The sequence below is a fragment of the Fuscovulum sp. genome (assembly GCA_035192965.1).
GTDB lineage: Bacteria > Pseudomonadota > Alphaproteobacteria > Rhodobacterales > Rhodobacteraceae > Paragemmobacter.
Genome location: CP136571.1, coordinates 586,315 through 603,563, shown reverse-complemented (window position 1 = coordinate 603,563; position 17,249 = coordinate 586,315). Strand labels below are relative to the sequence as shown.

General features: G+C 62.3%; 21 protein-coding genes. 14 read left to right on the top strand and 7 right to left on the bottom strand.

The window, feature by feature from the left end; all coding sequences use genetic code 11:
• Window positions 1–11: 11 nt before the first annotated feature.
• Together panC and panB are read right to left on the bottom strand one after the other, a co-directional pair.
• The gene (gene panC / locus RSE12_02960) at window positions 12–851 is read right to left on the bottom strand and encodes a pantoate--beta-alanine ligase (GenBank protein ID WRH63310.1); all 840 of its coding nucleotides are present in this window, start codon (window positions 849–851) and stop codon (window positions 12–14) included.
• The gene (gene panB, locus RSE12_02955; protein WRH63309.1) at window positions 848–1,672 is read right to left on the bottom strand and encodes a 3-methyl-2-oxobutanoate hydroxymethyltransferase; all 825 of its coding nucleotides are present in this window, start codon (window positions 1,670–1,672) and stop codon (window positions 848–850) included. The genes panC and panB overlap by 4 nt, the downstream gene beginning before the upstream one ends.
• Before the next feature lie 168 nt (window positions 1,673–1,840).
• Between panB and RSE12_02950 the strand changes: the two genes are divergently transcribed.
• Window positions 1,841–2,179, top strand: a complete 339-nt coding sequence (locus RSE12_02950; protein ID WRH63308.1) for a cupin domain-containing protein — start codon at window positions 1,841–1,843, stop codon at window positions 2,177–2,179.
• A gap of 108 nt (window positions 2,180–2,287) precedes the next feature.
• Here the strand turns inward: RSE12_02950 and RSE12_02945 are convergent, their stop codons facing one another.
• On the bottom strand, window positions 2,288–3,259 hold the full coding sequence (locus RSE12_02945) for a L,D-transpeptidase (protein WRH63307.1): 972 nt from the start codon (window positions 3,257–3,259) through the stop codon (window positions 2,288–2,290).
• A gap of 151 nt (window positions 3,260–3,410) precedes the next feature.
• Between RSE12_02945 and RSE12_02940 the strand changes: the two genes are divergently transcribed.
• Complete coding sequence (locus tag RSE12_02940) at window positions 3,411–3,746, top strand: zf-TFIIB domain-containing protein (protein ID WRH63306.1); 336 nt, start codon at window positions 3,411–3,413, stop codon at window positions 3,744–3,746.
• Between the two features lie 81 nt (window positions 3,747–3,827).
• On the top strand, window positions 3,828–4,823 hold the full coding sequence (locus RSE12_02935; protein ID WRH63305.1) for a P1 family peptidase: 996 nt from the start codon (window positions 3,828–3,830) through the stop codon (window positions 4,821–4,823).
• Here RSE12_02935 and RSE12_02930 read toward each other — a convergent pair.
• Genes RSE12_02930 through pgsA form a run of 3 tightly spaced genes read right to left on the bottom strand, consistent with a single transcriptional unit; the run spans window position 4,810 to window position 6,160 of the window.
• Window positions 4,810–5,247 carry a molybdenum cofactor biosynthesis protein MoaE gene (locus RSE12_02930; GenBank protein ID WRH63304.1) on the bottom strand — a complete coding sequence of 146 codons (438 nt, stop codon included), beginning with the start codon at window positions 5,245–5,247 and terminating at the stop codon, window positions 4,810–4,812. The two genes, RSE12_02935 and RSE12_02930, sit on opposite strands and share 14 nt — an antisense overlap.
• A gap of 2 nt (window positions 5,248–5,249) precedes the next feature.
• Window positions 5,250–5,498: a molybdopterin converting factor subunit 1 gene (gene moaD / locus RSE12_02925; GenBank protein WRH63303.1), complete on the bottom strand. Its 249-nt coding sequence runs from the start codon at window positions 5,496–5,498 to the stop codon at window positions 5,250–5,252.
• Window positions 5,495–6,160: a CDP-diacylglycerol--glycerol-3-phosphate 3-phosphatidyltransferase gene (pgsA, locus tag RSE12_02920; protein ID WRH63302.1), complete on the bottom strand. Its 666-nt coding sequence runs from the start codon at window positions 6,158–6,160 to the stop codon at window positions 5,495–5,497. Before pgsA ends, moaD begins: the two co-directional genes overlap by 4 nt.
• Window positions 6,161–6,277: 117 nt before the next feature.
• On the opposite strand from pgsA, the gene truB reads away from it, so the two are divergent.
• From truB to RSE12_02905, 3 genes are all read left to right on the top strand, one after another.
• A complete protein-coding gene (truB, locus tag RSE12_02915; GenBank protein WRH63301.1) occupies window positions 6,278–7,180 on the top strand; it encodes a tRNA pseudouridine(55) synthase TruB in 903 nt (300 codons plus the stop codon).
• A 61-nt stretch (window positions 7,181–7,241) separates the two neighbouring features.
• Window positions 7,242–7,751, top strand: coding sequence for a DUF1643 domain-containing protein (locus tag RSE12_02910; protein WRH63300.1), 510 nt, complete (start codon window positions 7,242–7,244; stop codon window positions 7,749–7,751).
• A complete protein-coding gene (locus RSE12_02905) occupies window positions 7,748–8,656 on the top strand; it encodes an alpha/beta hydrolase (GenBank protein ID WRH63299.1) in 909 nt (302 codons plus the stop codon). The genes RSE12_02910 and RSE12_02905 overlap by 4 nt, the downstream gene beginning before the upstream one ends.
• On the opposite strand, the gene RSE12_02900 is transcribed toward RSE12_02905, so the two are convergent.
• Window positions 8,638–9,633 (bottom strand): calcium-binding protein, encoded by a 996-nt coding sequence (locus RSE12_02900; GenBank protein WRH63298.1) that lies wholly within the window; start codon window positions 9,631–9,633, stop codon window positions 8,638–8,640. The two genes, RSE12_02905 and RSE12_02900, sit on opposite strands and share 19 nt — an antisense overlap.
• Between RSE12_02900 and RSE12_02895 the strand changes: the two genes are divergently transcribed.
• The 8 genes from RSE12_02895 to RSE12_02860 all read left to right on the top strand — a co-directional run bounded on the left by RSE12_02895 (window position 9,632) and on the right by RSE12_02860 (window position 17,248).
• A complete protein-coding gene (locus RSE12_02895) occupies window positions 9,632–9,898 on the top strand; it encodes a hypothetical protein (GenBank protein WRH63297.1) in 267 nt (88 codons plus the stop codon). The genes RSE12_02900 and RSE12_02895 overlap by 2 nt on opposite strands.
• Window positions 9,899–9,912: 14 nt before the next feature.
• Entirely contained in the window at window positions 9,913–10,182 is a 270-nt protein-coding gene (gene rpsO / locus RSE12_02890; protein WRH63296.1) for a 30S ribosomal protein S15, read from the top strand.
• A 308-nt stretch (window positions 10,183–10,490) separates the two neighbouring features.
• On the top strand, window positions 10,491–12,629 hold the full coding sequence (pnp, locus tag RSE12_02885) for a polyribonucleotide nucleotidyltransferase (GenBank protein WRH63295.1): 2,139 nt from the start codon (window positions 10,491–10,493) through the stop codon (window positions 12,627–12,629).
• 220 nt (window positions 12,630–12,849) lie between these two features.
• Window positions 12,850–13,584, top strand: a complete 735-nt coding sequence (locus RSE12_02880) for an FkbM family methyltransferase (GenBank protein ID WRH63294.1) — start codon at window positions 12,850–12,852, stop codon at window positions 13,582–13,584.
• Between the two features lie 55 nt (window positions 13,585–13,639).
• Window positions 13,640–14,638, top strand: coding sequence for a UDP-N-acetylglucosamine 4,6-dehydratase (inverting) (gene pseB / locus RSE12_02875; protein ID WRH63293.1), 999 nt, complete (start codon window positions 13,640–13,642; stop codon window positions 14,636–14,638).
• Window positions 14,639–15,793, top strand: coding sequence for a UDP-4-amino-4,6-dideoxy-N-acetyl-beta-L-altrosamine transaminase (pseC, locus tag RSE12_02870; protein ID WRH63292.1), 1,155 nt, complete (start codon window positions 14,639–14,641; stop codon window positions 15,791–15,793).
• A gap of 124 nt (window positions 15,794–15,917) precedes the next feature.
• Window positions 15,918–16,619, top strand: coding sequence for a pseudaminic acid cytidylyltransferase (gene pseF, locus RSE12_02865; protein ID WRH63291.1), 702 nt, complete (start codon window positions 15,918–15,920; stop codon window positions 16,617–16,619).
• The gene (locus tag RSE12_02860; protein WRH63290.1) at window positions 16,616–17,248 is read left to right on the top strand and encodes a hypothetical protein; all 633 of its coding nucleotides are present in this window, start codon (window positions 16,616–16,618) and stop codon (window positions 17,246–17,248) included. Before pseF ends, RSE12_02860 begins: the two co-directional genes overlap by 4 nt.
• Window position 17,249 lies beyond the last annotated feature (1 nt).

Sequence of the window (17,249 nt, the reverse complement as noted above, 5' to 3'; positions counted from 1 at the left end):
GTTAGGTGGGATCACACCGCGATATTGTCGATCAGCCGCACGTCATCCAGCCAGGCGGCCGCCAGCATCCGCAACGGGCGGTTCGGATCGGTGACCGCGCCCAGCGTTTCGGCATCGCGCAGGGCAAAGTATTCCACGCTGTCGAACCCTTCGGCCAGCGCTGCCTCTGCCGCACGGGCCATCGCCTGATCTTCGGGCAGGCCCGACCGGAAATCCCGCGCCGCCGCCAGCATCGCGGCATAAAGCGCGGGTGCCTTCCGCCGCCCTTCTGCCGTTAGGCGCACATTGCGCGATGACATGGCCAGCCCGTCAGGATCGCGCACCGTTTCACAACCCACCACTGTGACCGCAAGGTTCAGGTCGGCCACCAGACGCTGCACCACCTGCAACTGCTGCCAATCCTTCTGCCCGAAATAGGCCCGATCCGCCTGCGTCATCCCGAACAGTTTGGCCACCACTGTCGCCACACCTTCGAAATGCCCCGGCCGCAGCGCACCTTCCAGCGGTTGCGACACGCCGCCCACGGAAACCGTGGTCACAAAGCCTTCGGGATAAACCTCGTCGGGCGCGGGGGCAAAGATCGCCTCGACCCCGACCCAGTTCAGAAGCGCCGCATCGGCATCCTCAGTGCGGGGGTATTTCTTCAGGTCGTCCGGGTTGTTGAACTGCTTGGGGTTCACAAAGATCGTGGTGATCACCCGCCCACATTCCGCCTTGGCCCGGCGGGCCAGGCTCAGATGCCCTTCATGCAGCGCGCCCATCGTGGGGACCACGCCCACAATATGCCCCTCGGCCTTCCATCCGCGCACCAGCGCGCGCAGGTCGGCCACCGTGCGGATGATTTCGGTCACGCCTTCACCTGATCCGCAAATCCATGTTCCGGCCCCGGAAAGGCGCGCGCGCGCACATCGGCGGCATAGGCGGCAATGGCCTCATCCGCCGCGCGGCCCAGATCGGCATAACGCTTTACGAATTTCGGGCGGAAATCGGTGAACATACCCAGCATATCATCAATCACCAGCACCTGCCCGTCGCAATCCAGCCCCGCCCCGATGCCAATGGTTGGGATTTTCAGCTCTGCCGTGATTCGCCCGGCCAGCCCGACCGGCACCTTTTCCAGAATGATGGAAAAGGCCCCCGCCGCCTCGCAGGCCTTGGCGTCGCGCATGACCTTGACCGCCTCATCCTCGCGGCCCACCACCTTGTATCCGCCCAGCGTGTTCACCGACTGCGGCGTCAGCCCGACATGGGCCATGACCGGCACGCCGCGCGCGGTAAGGAAGGCGATGGTCTCGGCCATGTGCTGCCCCCCCTCCAGCTTCACCGAGGGCGCACCCGTTTCCGCCATCAACCGCGCGGCGTTGCGATAGGCCTGCTGCGGGCTTTCCTCATAGGTGCCAAAGGGCATGTCGATCACGGCCATTGCCTTGGACAGCCCACGCATCACCGCGCGGCCGTGCAGGATCATCATGTCCAGCGTCACCCCGATGGTGGACGGCATCCCGTGCAGCACCATGCCCACGGAATCGCCCACCAGCGCGATGTCGCAATGGGCATCGACCAGCCGCGCCATGGGTGTGGTATAGGCCGTCAGCGTGACCAGCGGCACCCCGCCCTTGCGGGCGGTGATGTCGGGCGGCAGCACGGGCCGGACGGGGGCGGTGGCGCTCATGGGCGGGTCCCTCTCTCAATTCTGCCCGTTATAGAGGCACAGCCGCGCCGCAACAGCAAGATTGCACCGCTGCAATGCGGCATTGCCCGGATGCGATGCCCCCGCAATCCCCTCTTGACCGGGCGCGCGCCCTCGCCTCCCATTACACGGCAAAACGTGGAGCCTGACATGTCCCTCACCCAACGCATCACCCGCGACGGCATCCCCCCCGAGGTGGACCGCCCCGCGCCGGAAAAGGTTCTGGCGGGCGATCCCGTCCACACCACATGGAGCATCGAAGATCGCGACGGGATTGCTTCCGGCATGTGGCAATCCACACCCGGGAAATGGAAGGTCAGCTATGCGGAATGGGAATATGTGCATATCCATGCCGGCCATTCGATCCTGACCGCAACGGACGGCACCGCGATCCATCTGAAGGCCGGTGACAGCTGGATCATCCGGCCGGGGTTCGTTGGCACATGGGAAGTGGTGGAAACCACGCTGAAAGATTATGTCATTATCTGACGGGTCTGCGAATTTTCTGCGAAAATTCCCGCCCGGCATCGGGGTTCCAAACAAAAGGGCGAGGGTTTCCCCTCGCCCTTTCTGATTTTTCGCAAAAAAATCGTGGCCTCAGCCCGCCAGTTCTTCCAGCGTCGGGCATTCGGCCTCATCCAGACCGCGGTTGCGGCAGATGCGCAGGCGGCGGCGTTCGTCCCGTGCGGCCTGTTCTGCGGCGGCTTCGGCGGCGGCAAGCTGCTCCTGCTGGCTGCGAGCTTCGGCGGCGGCGATGGCCGCTACGTCGTTATCAAAACGTTCGCGGTTTTCAGGCGTGTCCGGCACGGCGCGGCCATAGGCATCATCCATGTATGGACCCTCGGCCGCGAGGCTCTGCTCCAGCGTCCGCACGACAATACGGTCACCGGATTCGGCGCGGTTGAACAGGTCGATGGCATCCTGATTGAACAGCCGGATACAGCCTGCGCTGGTCGCCCGCCCGATCGAGGCATTGTCGATCGTGCCATGGATGCGGAACATCGTGTCCCGTCCCCCGCGATAGAGATAGAGCGCCCGCGCACCCAGCGGGTTGTCCAGCCCGCCCGGCAGGCCGCCTGCGAATTGCGCATAAAGATCGGGCCGTGTCCGCACCATGTTCGCGGTCGGCGTCCAGGACGGCCATTCCGCCTTGCGCCCCACATAGCCGGTGCCGCGGAAGGAAATCCCCTCACGCCCTACGGCGATGCCGTAGCGCAGCGCGCGGTTGCCTTCCATGACGTAGTAAAGCACCCGCGCATAGGTATCAACGACGATGGTCCCCGGCTCTTCGGTTCCGGCGTAATCAACCTCGGCCCGCGGGTTGGTGCCGAACAGATGCAACGGCTCCACCGCCGGGATCAGGTATTCACCATCCTGCACCGCCTGATAATGGGGCGGCACCTCGGCGGCGGGCGGCGGGTTTGCCGCGCTATTGGGCACATCGGCGCAGGCGGCCAACCCCAGAAGGGCCAGCAAGGCGGTCAGGCGGATCAGGATGGATTGCACGTTGGAGACTCGGGTCAGGGGAAAGCTGGGGCCTAGAAGCACGTTTGAATGGTAAACCGTCAAGCCCTGCCGCCCCATGCGCCGCCGATTCACGCGCGTTTGCCCCGATTGCGGCCTTTCTGCCCCGGACTCCGCCCCGAATCTGCGGCGACCTGCCTTGCAGATCAGGCGCGGTTCCCCATTTCAGTCGGGTCCGCAACAGGAGAGCCAGAGTATGAAGTGCCCCGTCGATAACGAAACCCTTGTGATGGCAGACCGAAACGGCGTTGAAATCGACTATTGCCCGAAATGCCGGGGTGTCTGGCTGGACCGGGGCGAGTTGGACAAGATCATCGACCGCGCCGCAGAAGCGGCCCCCGCCGCGCCCATCCCGGCGCCGCAGGCCCAGCATCGCACGGCACCGCCGCCGCCGCCGCCCGCCTACGGCCAGCAACCGGGTCATTCCCCGCAATCTTGGCGCAGCGATGATGACAATGACGATGAATACTACCGTCGCACGGGCCAGCATAAGAAGCGCAAATCCTTCCTCGGCCAGATGTTCGACTTCTGATCGACGCCCCGGCCTTGCCTGCCAGGCGATGCCGTGCCACCCATCAGGCATGGTCATTGTGAAGGCAGGGCCGGGGGACGCATGAAACCGGGACCAAGAAACCTGATCACCGATGTGCCAGGCCTGTCGGTCGGCCATGCCCATGATCCGCGCCTGAGATCGGGTGTCACGGTGCTGACGGCCCAGCGCCCCTTTACCGCTGCCGTGAACATCATGGGTGGTGCCCCCGGCACGCGTGAGACGGACCTGCTTTCCCCCGACAGGCTGGTGCAGCAGGTGGATGCGCTGGTGCTTGCTGGCGGGTCGGCCTTTGGCCTTGATGCCTGCTCTGGCGTGGCAGATGGCCTGCGCGCGATGGGGCGGGGCTTTGCTGTCGGCGATCAGCGGGTGCCCATCGTGCCGGGCGCGATCCTGTTCGATCTGTTGAATGGCGGTGACAAGTCATGGGACCGCAATCCCTATCACGCGCTTGGCCTTGCTGCGCTGAACGCCGTTGACGACCACCCTGCCCTTGGCAGCGTCGGTGCAGGCTATGGCGCATTGACCGGGCGGTGGAAGGGCGGGCTTGGCTCTGCCTCGGCCGTGCTGGACAGCGGCCATCGCATCGGCGCCTTGGTGGCGGTCAATGCGCTGGGGTCGGCCACGGTGGGCAACGGCCCGCATTTCTGGGCCGCCCCATGGGAGATGGGGGCGGAATTCGGCGGCTTTGGCCCCGCCACCGCCCATGACCCAGGCGATGAACCCCCGCCAACCAAGGGAAGGGGTGAGGCGACCACCATCGCCATCATCGCAACCGATGCCGCCCTGACACAGGCGGAATGCCAACGCCTTGCCACAGCGGCGCAGGATGGCATGGCGCGTGCGCTGGTGCCGTCACATACCCTGCTGGATGGCGATCTGGTCTTTGCTGCCGCTACCGGAGACCGTCCCCTGTCAGACCCGATTGGTGATGCCTTCAGGCTGGGCCATGCGGGGGCAAGCTGCCTTGCCCGTGCCATCGCCCGCGCGGTTTATCTGGCGCAACCCATGCCCGGCGATGTGCTGCCCGCTTGGCAGGCGCGGTTCACCAGCGGGTAAGCGCCGCCTCATCCGCGTCCTTGGCCGCGACCCAAGCCGCACCATCCGCGCCGATTTCCTTTTTCCAGAACGGCGCGCGGGATTTCAGGTAATCCATCAGGAACTCAGCCGCCGCAAAGGCATCTGCCCGGTGCGGTGCGGCGGTGGCAACCATCATGATCGGCTCACCCACCACCAGCCGCCCATACCGATGGATCACCAGCGCATCCACCAGCGCCCAGCGCAACACGGCCTCATCCACAATCGCGGAAATCGCCTTTTCCGTCATGCCGGGATAATGCTCGATCTCCATCGCGGCCATGCCGCCATCGCCGCGCACCACGCCGGTAAAGGTGACCACCGCGCCCGCGCCCGCGGCACCCGCCGCAAAGGCCCGCGCCTCATCTCCCAGATCGAATGCCGTCTCTTGCACGGCGATCCGCATCTTCAGCCCCCCGTCATCGGCGGGAAAAACGCCACTTCACGCACCCCGGCCAGTGGCGCATCGAAAGACGCAAGCTGCTGGTCCAGCGCCACGCGCAGGCTGGCCAAATCGGCGAATGCCGCATCATACCGGTCTTCGCGCGCCCGCAGTTCGGCCACCAGATCGGCCACCGTCGCGGCCTGCGTGTCGATCCGTTCGCGCGGCAGGCCGATGCGTTCGCGCACCCAGGCGAAATACAGCACGTCGATCATTTGCCATCCTTCAGGAAGGGCAGCGATTTGCGGAAGTAATCCCAGCCGGTGATCATCGTCAGGATCGCCGCGACCCAGATCAAAACCAGCCCCACCAGCGTGGCATAGGATGAACAGCCTCGCGTCCCGCAGGACCGGATCGGATCGGCCAGGCCTTGCGTCACCAACTCGGCATATTGATCCGTCGTCATGCCTTGCCGGGCGATCCCTTCGACATGTTCCAGCCCGGTGCCCAGAAATAGCACCGCAATCGCCACCATCTGCGCCGTGGTCTTCCACTTGGCCAGTTTTGTTACCTTCAAAAGGCCCGCCTTGGCCCCAAGAAATTCGCGCAGGCCGGATACGAACACCTCACGGAACAGGATCGCGGTCACGGGCAGGATCAGCCAGGGGTTCATGCCGGAATAGCCTGTGATGATGACCAGCGCGATCACCACCATCGCCTTGTCGGCGATTGGGTCCAGCATCGCGCCGAACTTGGATTCCTGCTTCCACGCCCGCGCCAGATAGCCATCAAACCAATCGGTGATCGCCGCGCTGACAAACAGCGCCAAAGCGAACCAATCCGCCCAAGGCCGGTGGAAATACAGGAACAGGATGGCCACGCCAGGTGCGGCCAAAAGGCGGATCACCGTCAGGATATTCGGCAACGTCCATGTCATGTGCGCAGGCATAGCAGGCCAAGCCCGCTGGGGGAAAGAGTAAACGCGACCTTTTCTCGGCGGTTGACGCCCGACCCTGCCTTCGCTAGCACGCGCTGCTTCACACAGGGGATGGGCATGGCGCGCACGAAAAAGGGCAGGGCGGTTTCGGGCTGGCTGATTGTCGACAAACCGGCGGGCATCACCTCGACCTCAGTGGTGAACAAGGTGAAGTGGGCGTTTCAGGCGCAAAAGGCCGGCCATGCCGGCACGCTGGACCCCGCCGCGACCGGGGTTCTGGCCGTGGCCTTGGGCGAAGCCACGAAAACCGTTCCCTACATCACCGATGCGCTGAAATGCTATCGTTTCATGGTGCGTTTCGGGGCAGCGACCACGACCGATGATGCCGAAGGCACGGTCATCGACACCGCCACCACCCGCCCGACAAATGCCGAGATCGAGGCGGCCCTGATCGCCTTTCGCGGGGATATTCAGCAGGTGCCGCCACAGTTTTCCGCCGTCAAGGTGGATGGCGAACGCGCCTATGACCTTGCCCGCGAAGGCGAACAGATGGACCTTGCCGCCCGCCCGCTCTGGGTGGACAGCCTGACGTTGACCGACCGCCCCGATGCCGATCATGCGCTTCTGGAAATGGTCTGCGGCAAGGGCGGCTATGTCCGGTCCATCGCCCGCGACCTTGGCCGCGCCCTGGGCTGCCTTGGCCATGTGCAATGGCTGCGGCGCGAATGGTCGGGGCCCTTTGTTGCCAGCGACGGCGTCAGTCTGGAAGAGATCGACCGTCTCGCCCGCACGGATGAAATCGACAGCCTGATCAAACCGCTGGAACTGGGCCTGACAGACCTGCCGCAGGTGATCGCCACGCCCGAAGGCGCCGCCCGCCTGCGCAACGGCAATCCGGGTATGGTTATCGCTTCGGGCATCGAATGGGGGACGGAGGTTTGGGCCTCATATCAGGGGCGCGCCTTGGCGGTCGGGCGCTATCAATCGGGCGAATTGCACCCGACGCGCGTGTTCAACTGATCCCTTTGCCATCTCACCTTGGGTCAAATACGCTGCAAAGGTCAGCCAAAGGCAATGCCGCATGATCACCCGCACCCATCAGAAAGGCGATGCCGCCAGCACGGCGGTCTATTCCCCATGTGAGGCGTATCGCTATCTGTTGACGCGCGTCTGGGATCCGTCAGGGGAAAAGGCGCTTTTCGTGATGCTGAACCCATCCACGGCGACCGAAGTGCAAAATGACCCCACGGTAGAGCGTTGCGAACGCCGTGCGCGGGCGCTGGGGTTCGGGGCGTTCCGGGTGACCAACATCTTTGCCTTTCGCGCCACCGATCCCCGCGTGATGCGCGCGATGGCCGATCCCATCGGCCCCGGCAATGACGCCGCGATTGCCGACAGCGCGCAGGGCTGGGCCGATCGCATCATCTGCGCCTGGGGCACCCATGGCGCGCATCTGGGGCGGGGGGCGCAGGTGGAACGTCTGCTGCGCGCCACGGGCCGACCGCTGTACACGCTTGGCCTGTCGCAGGGGGGGTACCCCAAGCACCCGCTCTATATCGGCTATGACCGCCAGCCAGAGCTTTGGCCATGACCACGATCCCCGGTTTCACCCGTGACCGCATCGCCCTACCCGGCATCACGCTTTCGGTGCAACAAGCAGGCAAGGGCGCACCGCTGATCCTGCTCCACGGCTTTCCGGAAAACGGCCTGTGCTGGGCGAAGATCGCGCCTGCCTTTACTGACCGGTTTCATGTGATCATCCCCGATCTGCGCGGCTATGGCCAAAGCGATGCGCCGCCCGATGATGCCACCCATGACGCCTATTCGAAACGCCAGATGGCTGCCGATATCGTGGCGCTGATGGATCAGCTTGGCCTGCCATCGGCCCATATCCTTGGCCATGATCGCGGCGCGCGGGTGGCCTATCGGTTGGCGCTGGATCACCCTGCGCGGGTTCGTCGCCTTGGCATCGTCGAAATCGCCCCCACCGCCGAATACTGGGACAACTGGGGATATGACCTTGGCATGTCCGCCTGGCATTGGACGTTTCTCGCCCAGCCTGCCCCGGTGCCGGAACGGATGATCGCCTCTGATCCCGTGGCCTGGGTTGACCATACACTGCAAGGCTGGACGCGAGAGAAATCGCTGTCGGTCTTTCCGGCCTTTGCGCTGCAGTCCTACCGGGAACAGGCATCAGACCCCGCCCGCATTCACGCCATGTGTGCCGACTACCGCGCCGGGGCCACCACCGACCGCGCGCATGACGTGGCCGACCGCGCCGCAGGCCGCCGCATCACGGCACCGCTGCATTTCCTGTGGGGGCGGCACGGCTTTCCCGCCCGCACCGGCGATCCGGCGGGCATCTGGCGGCGCTGGGCCGATACGGTGACGGATGACGCCTGCGAGTCCGGCCATTTCGTGATGGAGGAAAACCCGCAGGCCGTGCTGGCGGCCTTTTTGCCCTTCTTTACCGGGGATCAGGCCGCGCGCAGCTGAATATCCGCGGGCGTCAGCCCGGCCCCGTTGGCGACGCGGGCCAGCACCTCGCCATCCAGCAGGATCAGGGCATCTTTGCCATCCGTCTGCACCGTGATGTCTGGCATCCCGCCATCGGCGGGCGGTTCATAGACAACAACCAGACTGTCCTCCTCCGGATTGAAATCGGCGATCAGGGAACTGCCCGGCGCCATCATCTCGAACCTATCTGCCCCACCATCGCCGGTGGCATAAGTTTCGCTCGACAAACGCAGCACATCATTTCCGGCCCCAGCGTTCAGGTAATCCGCCCCTGCCCCGCCATCCAGCGTGTCATCGCCCTCGCCCCCATCCAGCGTATCCGCCCCCTTGCCACCTGTCAGCGCATCCGCACCCGCGCCACTGGAAAGCCAGTCATCCCCGAGGCCACCCCGCAGCACATCATCACCCGCACCGCCCAGCACGCTGTCGGCCCCGGCCCCTCCGGCAAGAAGATCATCACCCTCACCCCCTGCCAGATAATCCACCCCGCTGCCCCCGCGCAGCAGATCATCCCCCGCCCCGCCAGTCAGCCGATCTGCGCCAAGGCGGCCCAAAAGGCGGTCATCGCCGCTGCCGCCGTCAATATCATCATCGCCCGCCCCGCCCAGCAGCCGGTCATCGCCGCCACCGCCGCTGAGAGCGTCCCGCCCTGCGCCACCCGTCAGCAGGTCATTGCCGCCCGCCCCGTTCAGGATGTCGCTGCCGGATGTACCATGCATCACCCTGTCGTCATCCGGGGTGTCGGGAATGTCGTCACTGATGGGCATCCCGTCAGCGTTGCTGTCGGCATAGGTCAGGGCCAGCAGATCGGCGGTCGCGGCCTCATCCGCCGGTTCGCCACCCTTGGCTTCGGTGGGATCAGCTTCGGGATCGTCGTCCTCGGTCCCGGGATTCACGGTGGCATCGGCCACCATCCCGGCGACGACCAGCCCGACAAGACCCAGCAATCCGAACATGGATGGCACCCCTTACACCGACCGCGCGATACAGGCCCCCCAGCCCGTATCCACCGGTGTTACCATGCCAGAATCACCGCTTTCTTTCCAGCAGCGCAGCGCCAATCCACCCCGGATTCCGCAGGCGTGGTTAACCCACTTCCGTTTGACGCTTTTCTTTTCGGACATTTTCTCCTATACGCCGCCATCCGCGCGGGTCTGCCGACTCGCTGCGGTTCTATCGGCCTTGCTGGACGACATCCCGGCTTGCGCCTTCACCCTCTGAACAGGAGACATCCGATGTCGATCACTGTCGAAGAAAAAGCCCGCGTTATCAAAGACTACGCAACCAAGGAAGGCGACACCGGTTCGCCCGAGGTTCAGGTTGCGATCCTGTCGTCGCGCATCGCGACGCTGACCGAACACTTCAAGACCCACAAGAAGGACAACCACTCTCGCCGTGGCCTTCTGATGCTGGTCGCCCAGCGCCGCAAACTGCTGGACTACCTCAAGACCAAAGACGAAGCGCGTTACACGTCGCTGATCGGCCGTCTGGGTCTGCGCCGCTAATCCTTCCCGCAAGGGTTGCCCGAACGCCCGCGACCCGCAAGGTCGTGGGCGTTTTGCGTTCCTGGCGACGCCGGTCCGACCTTGGCGATGTTTGACGCAGGGATCGCCGCCGGGTTGGCGTCAAACTCCGCTTGCGCCCACGCCCCACTCGGTGCTTTCCAAACCCCCTGTTTTCCTGTATGCGCCCCCCATCTGCGACGTGAGGCCATGCCCCCGGCCACATGCGAAGGATAGGGGGCGGCGGCAATGGGGCCGCCAGGAAAACGGAGGGTCGGCAGGGGCCGATATCCTCCAGATAGGATCCGCTGATGTTCAACGTTATCAAGAAATCCATCCAGTGGGGCGGTGAAACGCTTACCCTGGAAACCGGAAAGGTTGCCCGTCAGGCCGACGGCACCGTGATCGCCACCCTTGGCGAAACCTCGGTCATGGCCAACGTGACCTTTGCCAAGCAGGCAAAGCCGGGGCAGGACTTTTTTCCCCTGACCGTGCACTATCAGGAAAAATACTACGCCGCTGGCAAGATTCCGGGCGGCTTCTTCAAGCGCGAAGCCCGTCCTTCGGAAAAGGAAACGCTGACCTCGCGCCTGATCGACCGTCCCTGCCGTCCGCTGTTCGTCGACGGCTTCAAGAACGAAGTCCTCGTGATGTGCACCGTGCTGTCGCATGACCTGCACAACGAACCCGATGTCGTCGCCATCATCGCCGCCTCGGCTGCGCTGACGATTTCTGGCGTTCCCTTCATGGGCCCGATCGGCGCTGCCCGCGTCGGCTTCTCGAACGGCGAATATGTTCTGAACCCGTCGGTCGACGATCTGCAGAACCTGCGCAACAACCCCGACCAGCGCCTTGATCTGGTCATCGCCGGCACCAAAGACGCCGTGATGATGGTGGAATCCGAGGCCTATGAACTGACCGAGGCCGAAATGCTTGGCGCGGTGAAGTTCGGCCATGCCGGGATGCAGCCGGTCATCGACCTGATCATCGATCTGGCCGAAGATGCCGCGAAAGAGCCCTTCAATTTCGAAGCGCCCGATTACTCGGCCCTCTATGCCCGCGTCAAAGCTGCCGGTGAAACCCAGATGCGCGCTGCCTTTGCGATCAAGGACAAGCAGGACCGCACCAATGCGATCTCTGCCGCCGTGACCGCGATCAAGGGCGCGCTGGGCGAAGAAGACCTGGCCGACATCAACCTCGGCTCGGCGATCAAGAAGCTGGAATCGTCCATCCTGCGCGGCGACATCATCAATGGTGGTGCCCGCATCGACGGCCGCGACAACAAAACCGTCCGTTCCATCGTGTCGGAAACCGGCGTCCTGCCGCGCACCCACGGTTCGGCGCTGTTCACCCGCGGTGAAACGCAGGCGCTGGTCGTGACCACGCTGGGCACCGGCGAAGATGAGCAGATCATCGACGCCCTGCATGGCAATAGCCGTTCGAACTTCCTGCTGCATTACAACTTCCCCCCCTATTCGGTGGGCGAAGTTGGCCGCGTGGGTTCGCCCGGCCGCCGCGAAATCGGCCACGGGAAACTGGCATGGCGCGCGCTGCAGGCTGTCCTGCCCGCACCGACCGATTTCCCGTACACCGTGCGTGTGGTGTCCGAGATCACGGAATCCAACGGTTCCTCCTCGATGGCATCGGTCTGCGGCGGTTCGCTGTCGATGATGGATGCAGGCGTTCCGCTGAAAGCGCCGGTCGCCGGTGTGGCCATGGGCCTGATCCTGGAAGATGATGGCCGCTGGGCCGTGCTGACCGACATCCTCGGCGACGAGGATCACCTCGGCGACATGGACTTCAAGGTTGCTGGTACCGAAAACGGGATCACCTCGCTGCAGATGGACATCAAGGTTGCCGGGATCACCCCGGAAATCATGGAACAGGCACTGGCACAGGCCAAAGACGGCCGTCTGCACATCCTGGGCGAAATGAACAAGGCGCTGTCTGCCCCGCAAGGCTTCAGCGAATACGCGCCCAAGATCGAAACCCTGCAGATCCCCACGGACAAAATCCGTGAGGTCATCGGTTCGGGCGGCAAGGTTATCCGCGAGATCGTGGAACTGTCCGGCGCCAAGGTCGACATCAACGATGACGGCATCATCAAGATCGCCTCGTCCTCGGCCGATGCGATCAAGCGCGCCTATGACATGATCTGGTCGATTGTGGCCGAACCCGAAGAAGGCAAGATCTACACCGGCAAGGTTGTCAAACTGGTGGATTTCGGCGCCTTCGTGAACTTCTTCGGCAAGCGCGATGGTCTGGTCCACGTGTCGCAAATCGCGAACAAGCGCCTGAACCACCCGAACGAGCATCTGAAGGAAGGTCAGGAAGTGAAGGTGAAACTCCTTGGCTTCGACGACCGCGGCAAGGTTCGCCTTGGCATGAAGATGGTCGATCAGGAAACCGGTCTGGAAATCACTGAAACGAAGGAAGAGGCTGAGGCGTAAGCCCGACCCTCTTTTTCGAAATCCCTGGAAAGCCCCGGCAGCACTGCCGGGGCTTTCCCTTTTCCGGCCCAACGGCGCTGCTATGCCACCAAGACAGCAGAACCTGCGCTTTGCTTGCTCCACCCCGTGCGATGGATTATGCACTGCCCTGCGGGACGGTCCAAACGCCACATATCGTGCCGAACGACCAAAGGCCGAACATTCGCGGGATCAGGCAAAGATGACATTCATCCGGGATTTCCTACGACGCCGCCGTATCGCGCGTCATGTTGCCCGGCACGGTTATACCTTTGATTTCCATGGACTGTCGGTTCGCATCCCATCAGACAGCCCCCCCGGTGTGGGCAACGCCCTTCTGCGCAAGAAGTATGAGATGGAAGAAGCCGAGTTTGTGCAGCGCCATCTTGATCCCTCCTTTCCGGTTGTTGAATTGGGGGGATCGATCGGGGTTCTGTCCAGCCTGATACAGTCGCGTTTGGCAGCGGGTGTCCGGCATGTCGTGGTCGAAGCAAACCCCGCGCTCATCGACATCTGTCGTCAGAATGCGACGCAGCGGCCAGACAGCGGCGCCGAGGTGATCAACGCGGCCGTCGGCTATGGGGCATCACACCTTGCCTTTGCCATCGGCGACAACATCCATTCCAACCGGCTGGCAAAGCCAGGCGATACGCGCGAACAGGTCATCAAGGTTCCTGCGATTACGCTTGCCGAACTGGTGAACAGCCTTGGTGATACGGCAGGATACAGCCTTGTCTGCGATATCGAGGGCGGGGAACTTGATCTGATGCGGAACGAGTGGGACCAGGTGAAGAAGGCAACGCTCGTGATCATGGAGCTGCATCCAAGGGTTTATCCGAACGGCTCGGACGACACCCAGATGATCGAAACACGGATGCAGGACGCGGGGTTCAGGCAAGCTGAGCGCCTGAACGACGTGTACCTTTGGCGGCGCTAGCTTCAACGCGATCGACCGATAACCACAGCAAAAGCAACGCGGGACGATTCTGAAGATGATGGATGGAAAGACGATCCTTGTAACCGGCGGCACCGGTTCGTTCGGCCACGCATTCGCCGAAATGACGCTCGCTCGTTTCAATCCGCACAAGCTCATCATCTTTTCCCGCGATGAGATGAAGCAGTGGGAGATGGCAAAGCTCTACAACAACGATCCTCGCGTCCGCTTTTTCATCGGCGACGTGCGTGACAGGGAACGGCTGTTCCGCGCCTTCCAAGGCGTTGACTACGTCATCCATGCCGCGGCGACCAAAATCGTGCCAACTGCGGAATACAACCCGTTCGAGTGCATAAAGACCAATGTGAACGGCGCGATGAACGTGATCGACGCCTGCATCGGCTGCAATGTTAAGCGGGTCGTGGCGCTTTCGACAGACAAGGCCTGTAGCCCCATCAACCTGTATGGCGCATCAAAACTGGCGTCGGACAAACTGTTCGTGGCGGGGAATGCCTATTCAGGCGAACATGGAACACGGTTCTCTGTGGTCAGATATGGCAACGTTATGGGATCGCGTGGATCGGTCATCCCGTTCTTCATGTCCATCAAGGACAGTGGCGTTCTGCCGATCACGGACCCCCGGATGACGCGCTTCATGATCACCCTCGATCAAGGGGTCAAACTTGTCTGGCACGCGCTGGAAGATATGGAAGGGGGCGAGATCTATGTGAAAAAGATCCCGTCCATGAAGGTGACAGAGATTGCATCTGTCGTCGCCCCGGACGCGCGCCAAGACATCGTCGGCATTCGCCCCGGCGAAAAACTCCACGAGATGATGGTCAGCGTGGAAGATGCCCCTTTCACCTATGAATATCAGGATCATTTCAAGATCCTTCCGGCCATCAACAACTGGTCTTCATCGCCAGCCCGCATCAAGGATGGTGTCCGGGTGAGCGAAGATTTCTCCTATTCCAGCGATACGAATCCGGACTGGATGCAGCCGGCCGAACTGCGCACCTGGATCGACGCGCATTCATCCAAGATGGGGGCGATCTAGGTGATCCCGTACGGCCGCCAAGACATCAACCAGAAAGACATCGACGCCGTCGTCGATGTGCTGCAATCGGATTTCCTGACGCAGGGGCCCTGCGTTCCAAAGTTCGAGGCCGCCGTAGCGGGGTATTGCGGCGTTGCCCATGCGATTGCCGTGAACAGCGCGACATCGGCCCTGCATATCGCCTGCCTGGCCCTTGGCCTGCAAAAGGGGGATATCCTCTGGACCAGCCCGATCACCTTTGTGGCGTCGTCGAATGCGGGCCTCTACTGCGGTGCCGAGGTCGATTTTGTTGATATCGACCCGATCACCTGCAACATGTCTGTGTCCGCGCTGAAGCAAAAGCTCGATCAGGCCGCTGCCCAGAACCGCCTGCCAAAGATCGTGGTTCCTGTCCACCTGTCGGGGCTTTCTGCCGATATGGCCGCGATCGCCGCACTGGGCCGTGAATATGGCTTTCGCATCATCGAAGACGCGTCTCATGCCATTGGCGGAAGGTATGGCGATCAACCGGTCGGGTCCTGCCAGTACAGCGACATCACGGTCTTCAGTTTCCACCCTGTGAAGATCATCACGACCGGCGAAGGTGGAATGGCGCTGACCAATGACGCCGGGCTTGCACAGAGCATGCAGTTGCTCCGGTCGCACGGAATAACGCGCGACACGGCGCTGTATGAGGGCCCGAATGAAGGGCCATGGTACTATCAGCAGCTGGAACTTGGCTTCAACTACAGGATGACAGACATCTGCGCCGCCCTTGGCCTTAGCCAGATGAGCAGGCTGGATGCCTTCGTCTCTGCGCGGGCCAAACTTGCCGACCGGTATGACAGCCTGTTGCAGTCGACGGGTCTCATCCTGCAAGGCCGGTCATCCGAGGCGTCATCCGCGCACCATCTGTATGTTGTGCGATTGCCGCAAAACCTTGAATCTTCACATCTGTCCATCTTCAACGCGCTGCGTGGCGCAGGGATTGGCGTGAATTTGCATTACATTCCGGTCTACCGGCATCCCTACTATCGCAAGCTGCGGTCAGATTGGGGCGATTTTCCACAGTCCGAAGCATATTACCGCAGCGCGATCAGCCTGCCGCTTTTTGCAACCCTGACCATGCAAGACCAGAACGCGGTCGTCGCGGCATTGAAAGGCCTGTTAAACTAACCCGCTTATTCTGGGGGCCCGCTGCAAAGCTGGCTCAAAATGTTGCGCCACACTTCTTGCTGAAGTACTGGAAACGCATTAGTAGTTTTTACGGAATGACGGTTTCAGGTGGGGTTTTCTTGAGATGCGGGTCTGCATAATTCCCGCTCGTGGTGGATCGAAACGCGTCCCAAGAAAAAACGTGCGCCCGTTCGGCGGCTTGCCGATGATTGCGCACCCGATCCACGCCGCCGCCTCATCCGGATGCTTTGATCGCATCCTTGTTTCAACAGATGATGCGGAAATCGCGGAAATCGCAAAACAGGCTGGCGCCGAAGTTCCCTTCGTGCGGCCACCAGAACTGTCCGACGACCATGCAACGTCAATCGCCGTCATCGAACATGCCACACGGTGGTTGGCGCAGAACGGGCCGCAACCCAGCCATGTCTGCTGCCTTTACGCAACCGCCCCTTTTGTTACGCCCGAACACCTCAGACAGGCCTATGACCTGCTGAAATCTTCTGGCGCGAATTACTGCTTCCCCGTGACGACTTTCGCCTTCCCGCCCCAGCGCGCCTTGCGGCGGCTGGAAAACGGCGGCGTGACAATGCTTGAACCCGCGCATGAACTTACTCGGTCACAAGATCTGGTTGAAGCCGTGCATGACGCCGGGGCATTCTATTGGGGAACATACGAAGCATGGATGGGCGGCATCTCCATCTACGGCCCGGGCTCAACGACCATCATTTTGCCAAGGCATCTGGTCCAGGACATCGACACCGAAGAAGACTGGAACTTCGCAGAAATCCTTTACCGCTGCCTTCGTCAAACCGAGGAAAAACAATGAGTTACTCAACCGAACAAGAGGCGTTCTGGGCAGGCGAATTTGGGCGTGACTACATCTCCCGAAACAACAGCCCGCAACTTCTTGCGTCGAACCTCAACTTTTTCTCGCGGGCGCTGCGGCAGGCCTATGGGATCAAAAGCTGCATCGAGTTCGGCGCGAATATCGGGATGAACCTGCGCGCTTTGGGCCATCTTTTCCCGGGCATGGCCTTTGAAGCGGCCGAGATCAACGAAGCCGCCGCCGCGCAGCTTGGTGAACTGATCGGGAAAGAGAACGTCTATTGCGGGTCGATCATCGACTTTACGCCCAAGGCAAAGGCCGATCTGGCGCTGATCAAGGGCGTTCTCATTCACCTCAATCCGGATTTGCTGCCCCAGGTCTATGACCGGCTTGTTGACAGCACCAAGCGTTGGCTGCTGGTCGCGGAATACTACAACCCGTCGCCGGTTGCGATTCCTTACCGCAACCAGACCGACAAGCTGTTCAAGCGTGATTTCGCAGGCGAAATCCTCGACCGGCATCCGAACATGTCGCTTGTGGATTACGGCTTTGCCTATCGGCGCGATCCGCAGTTTCCGCAAGATGACGTAACTTGGTTCCTGATGGAAAAGCGCACGGGGTCTGTCTGAA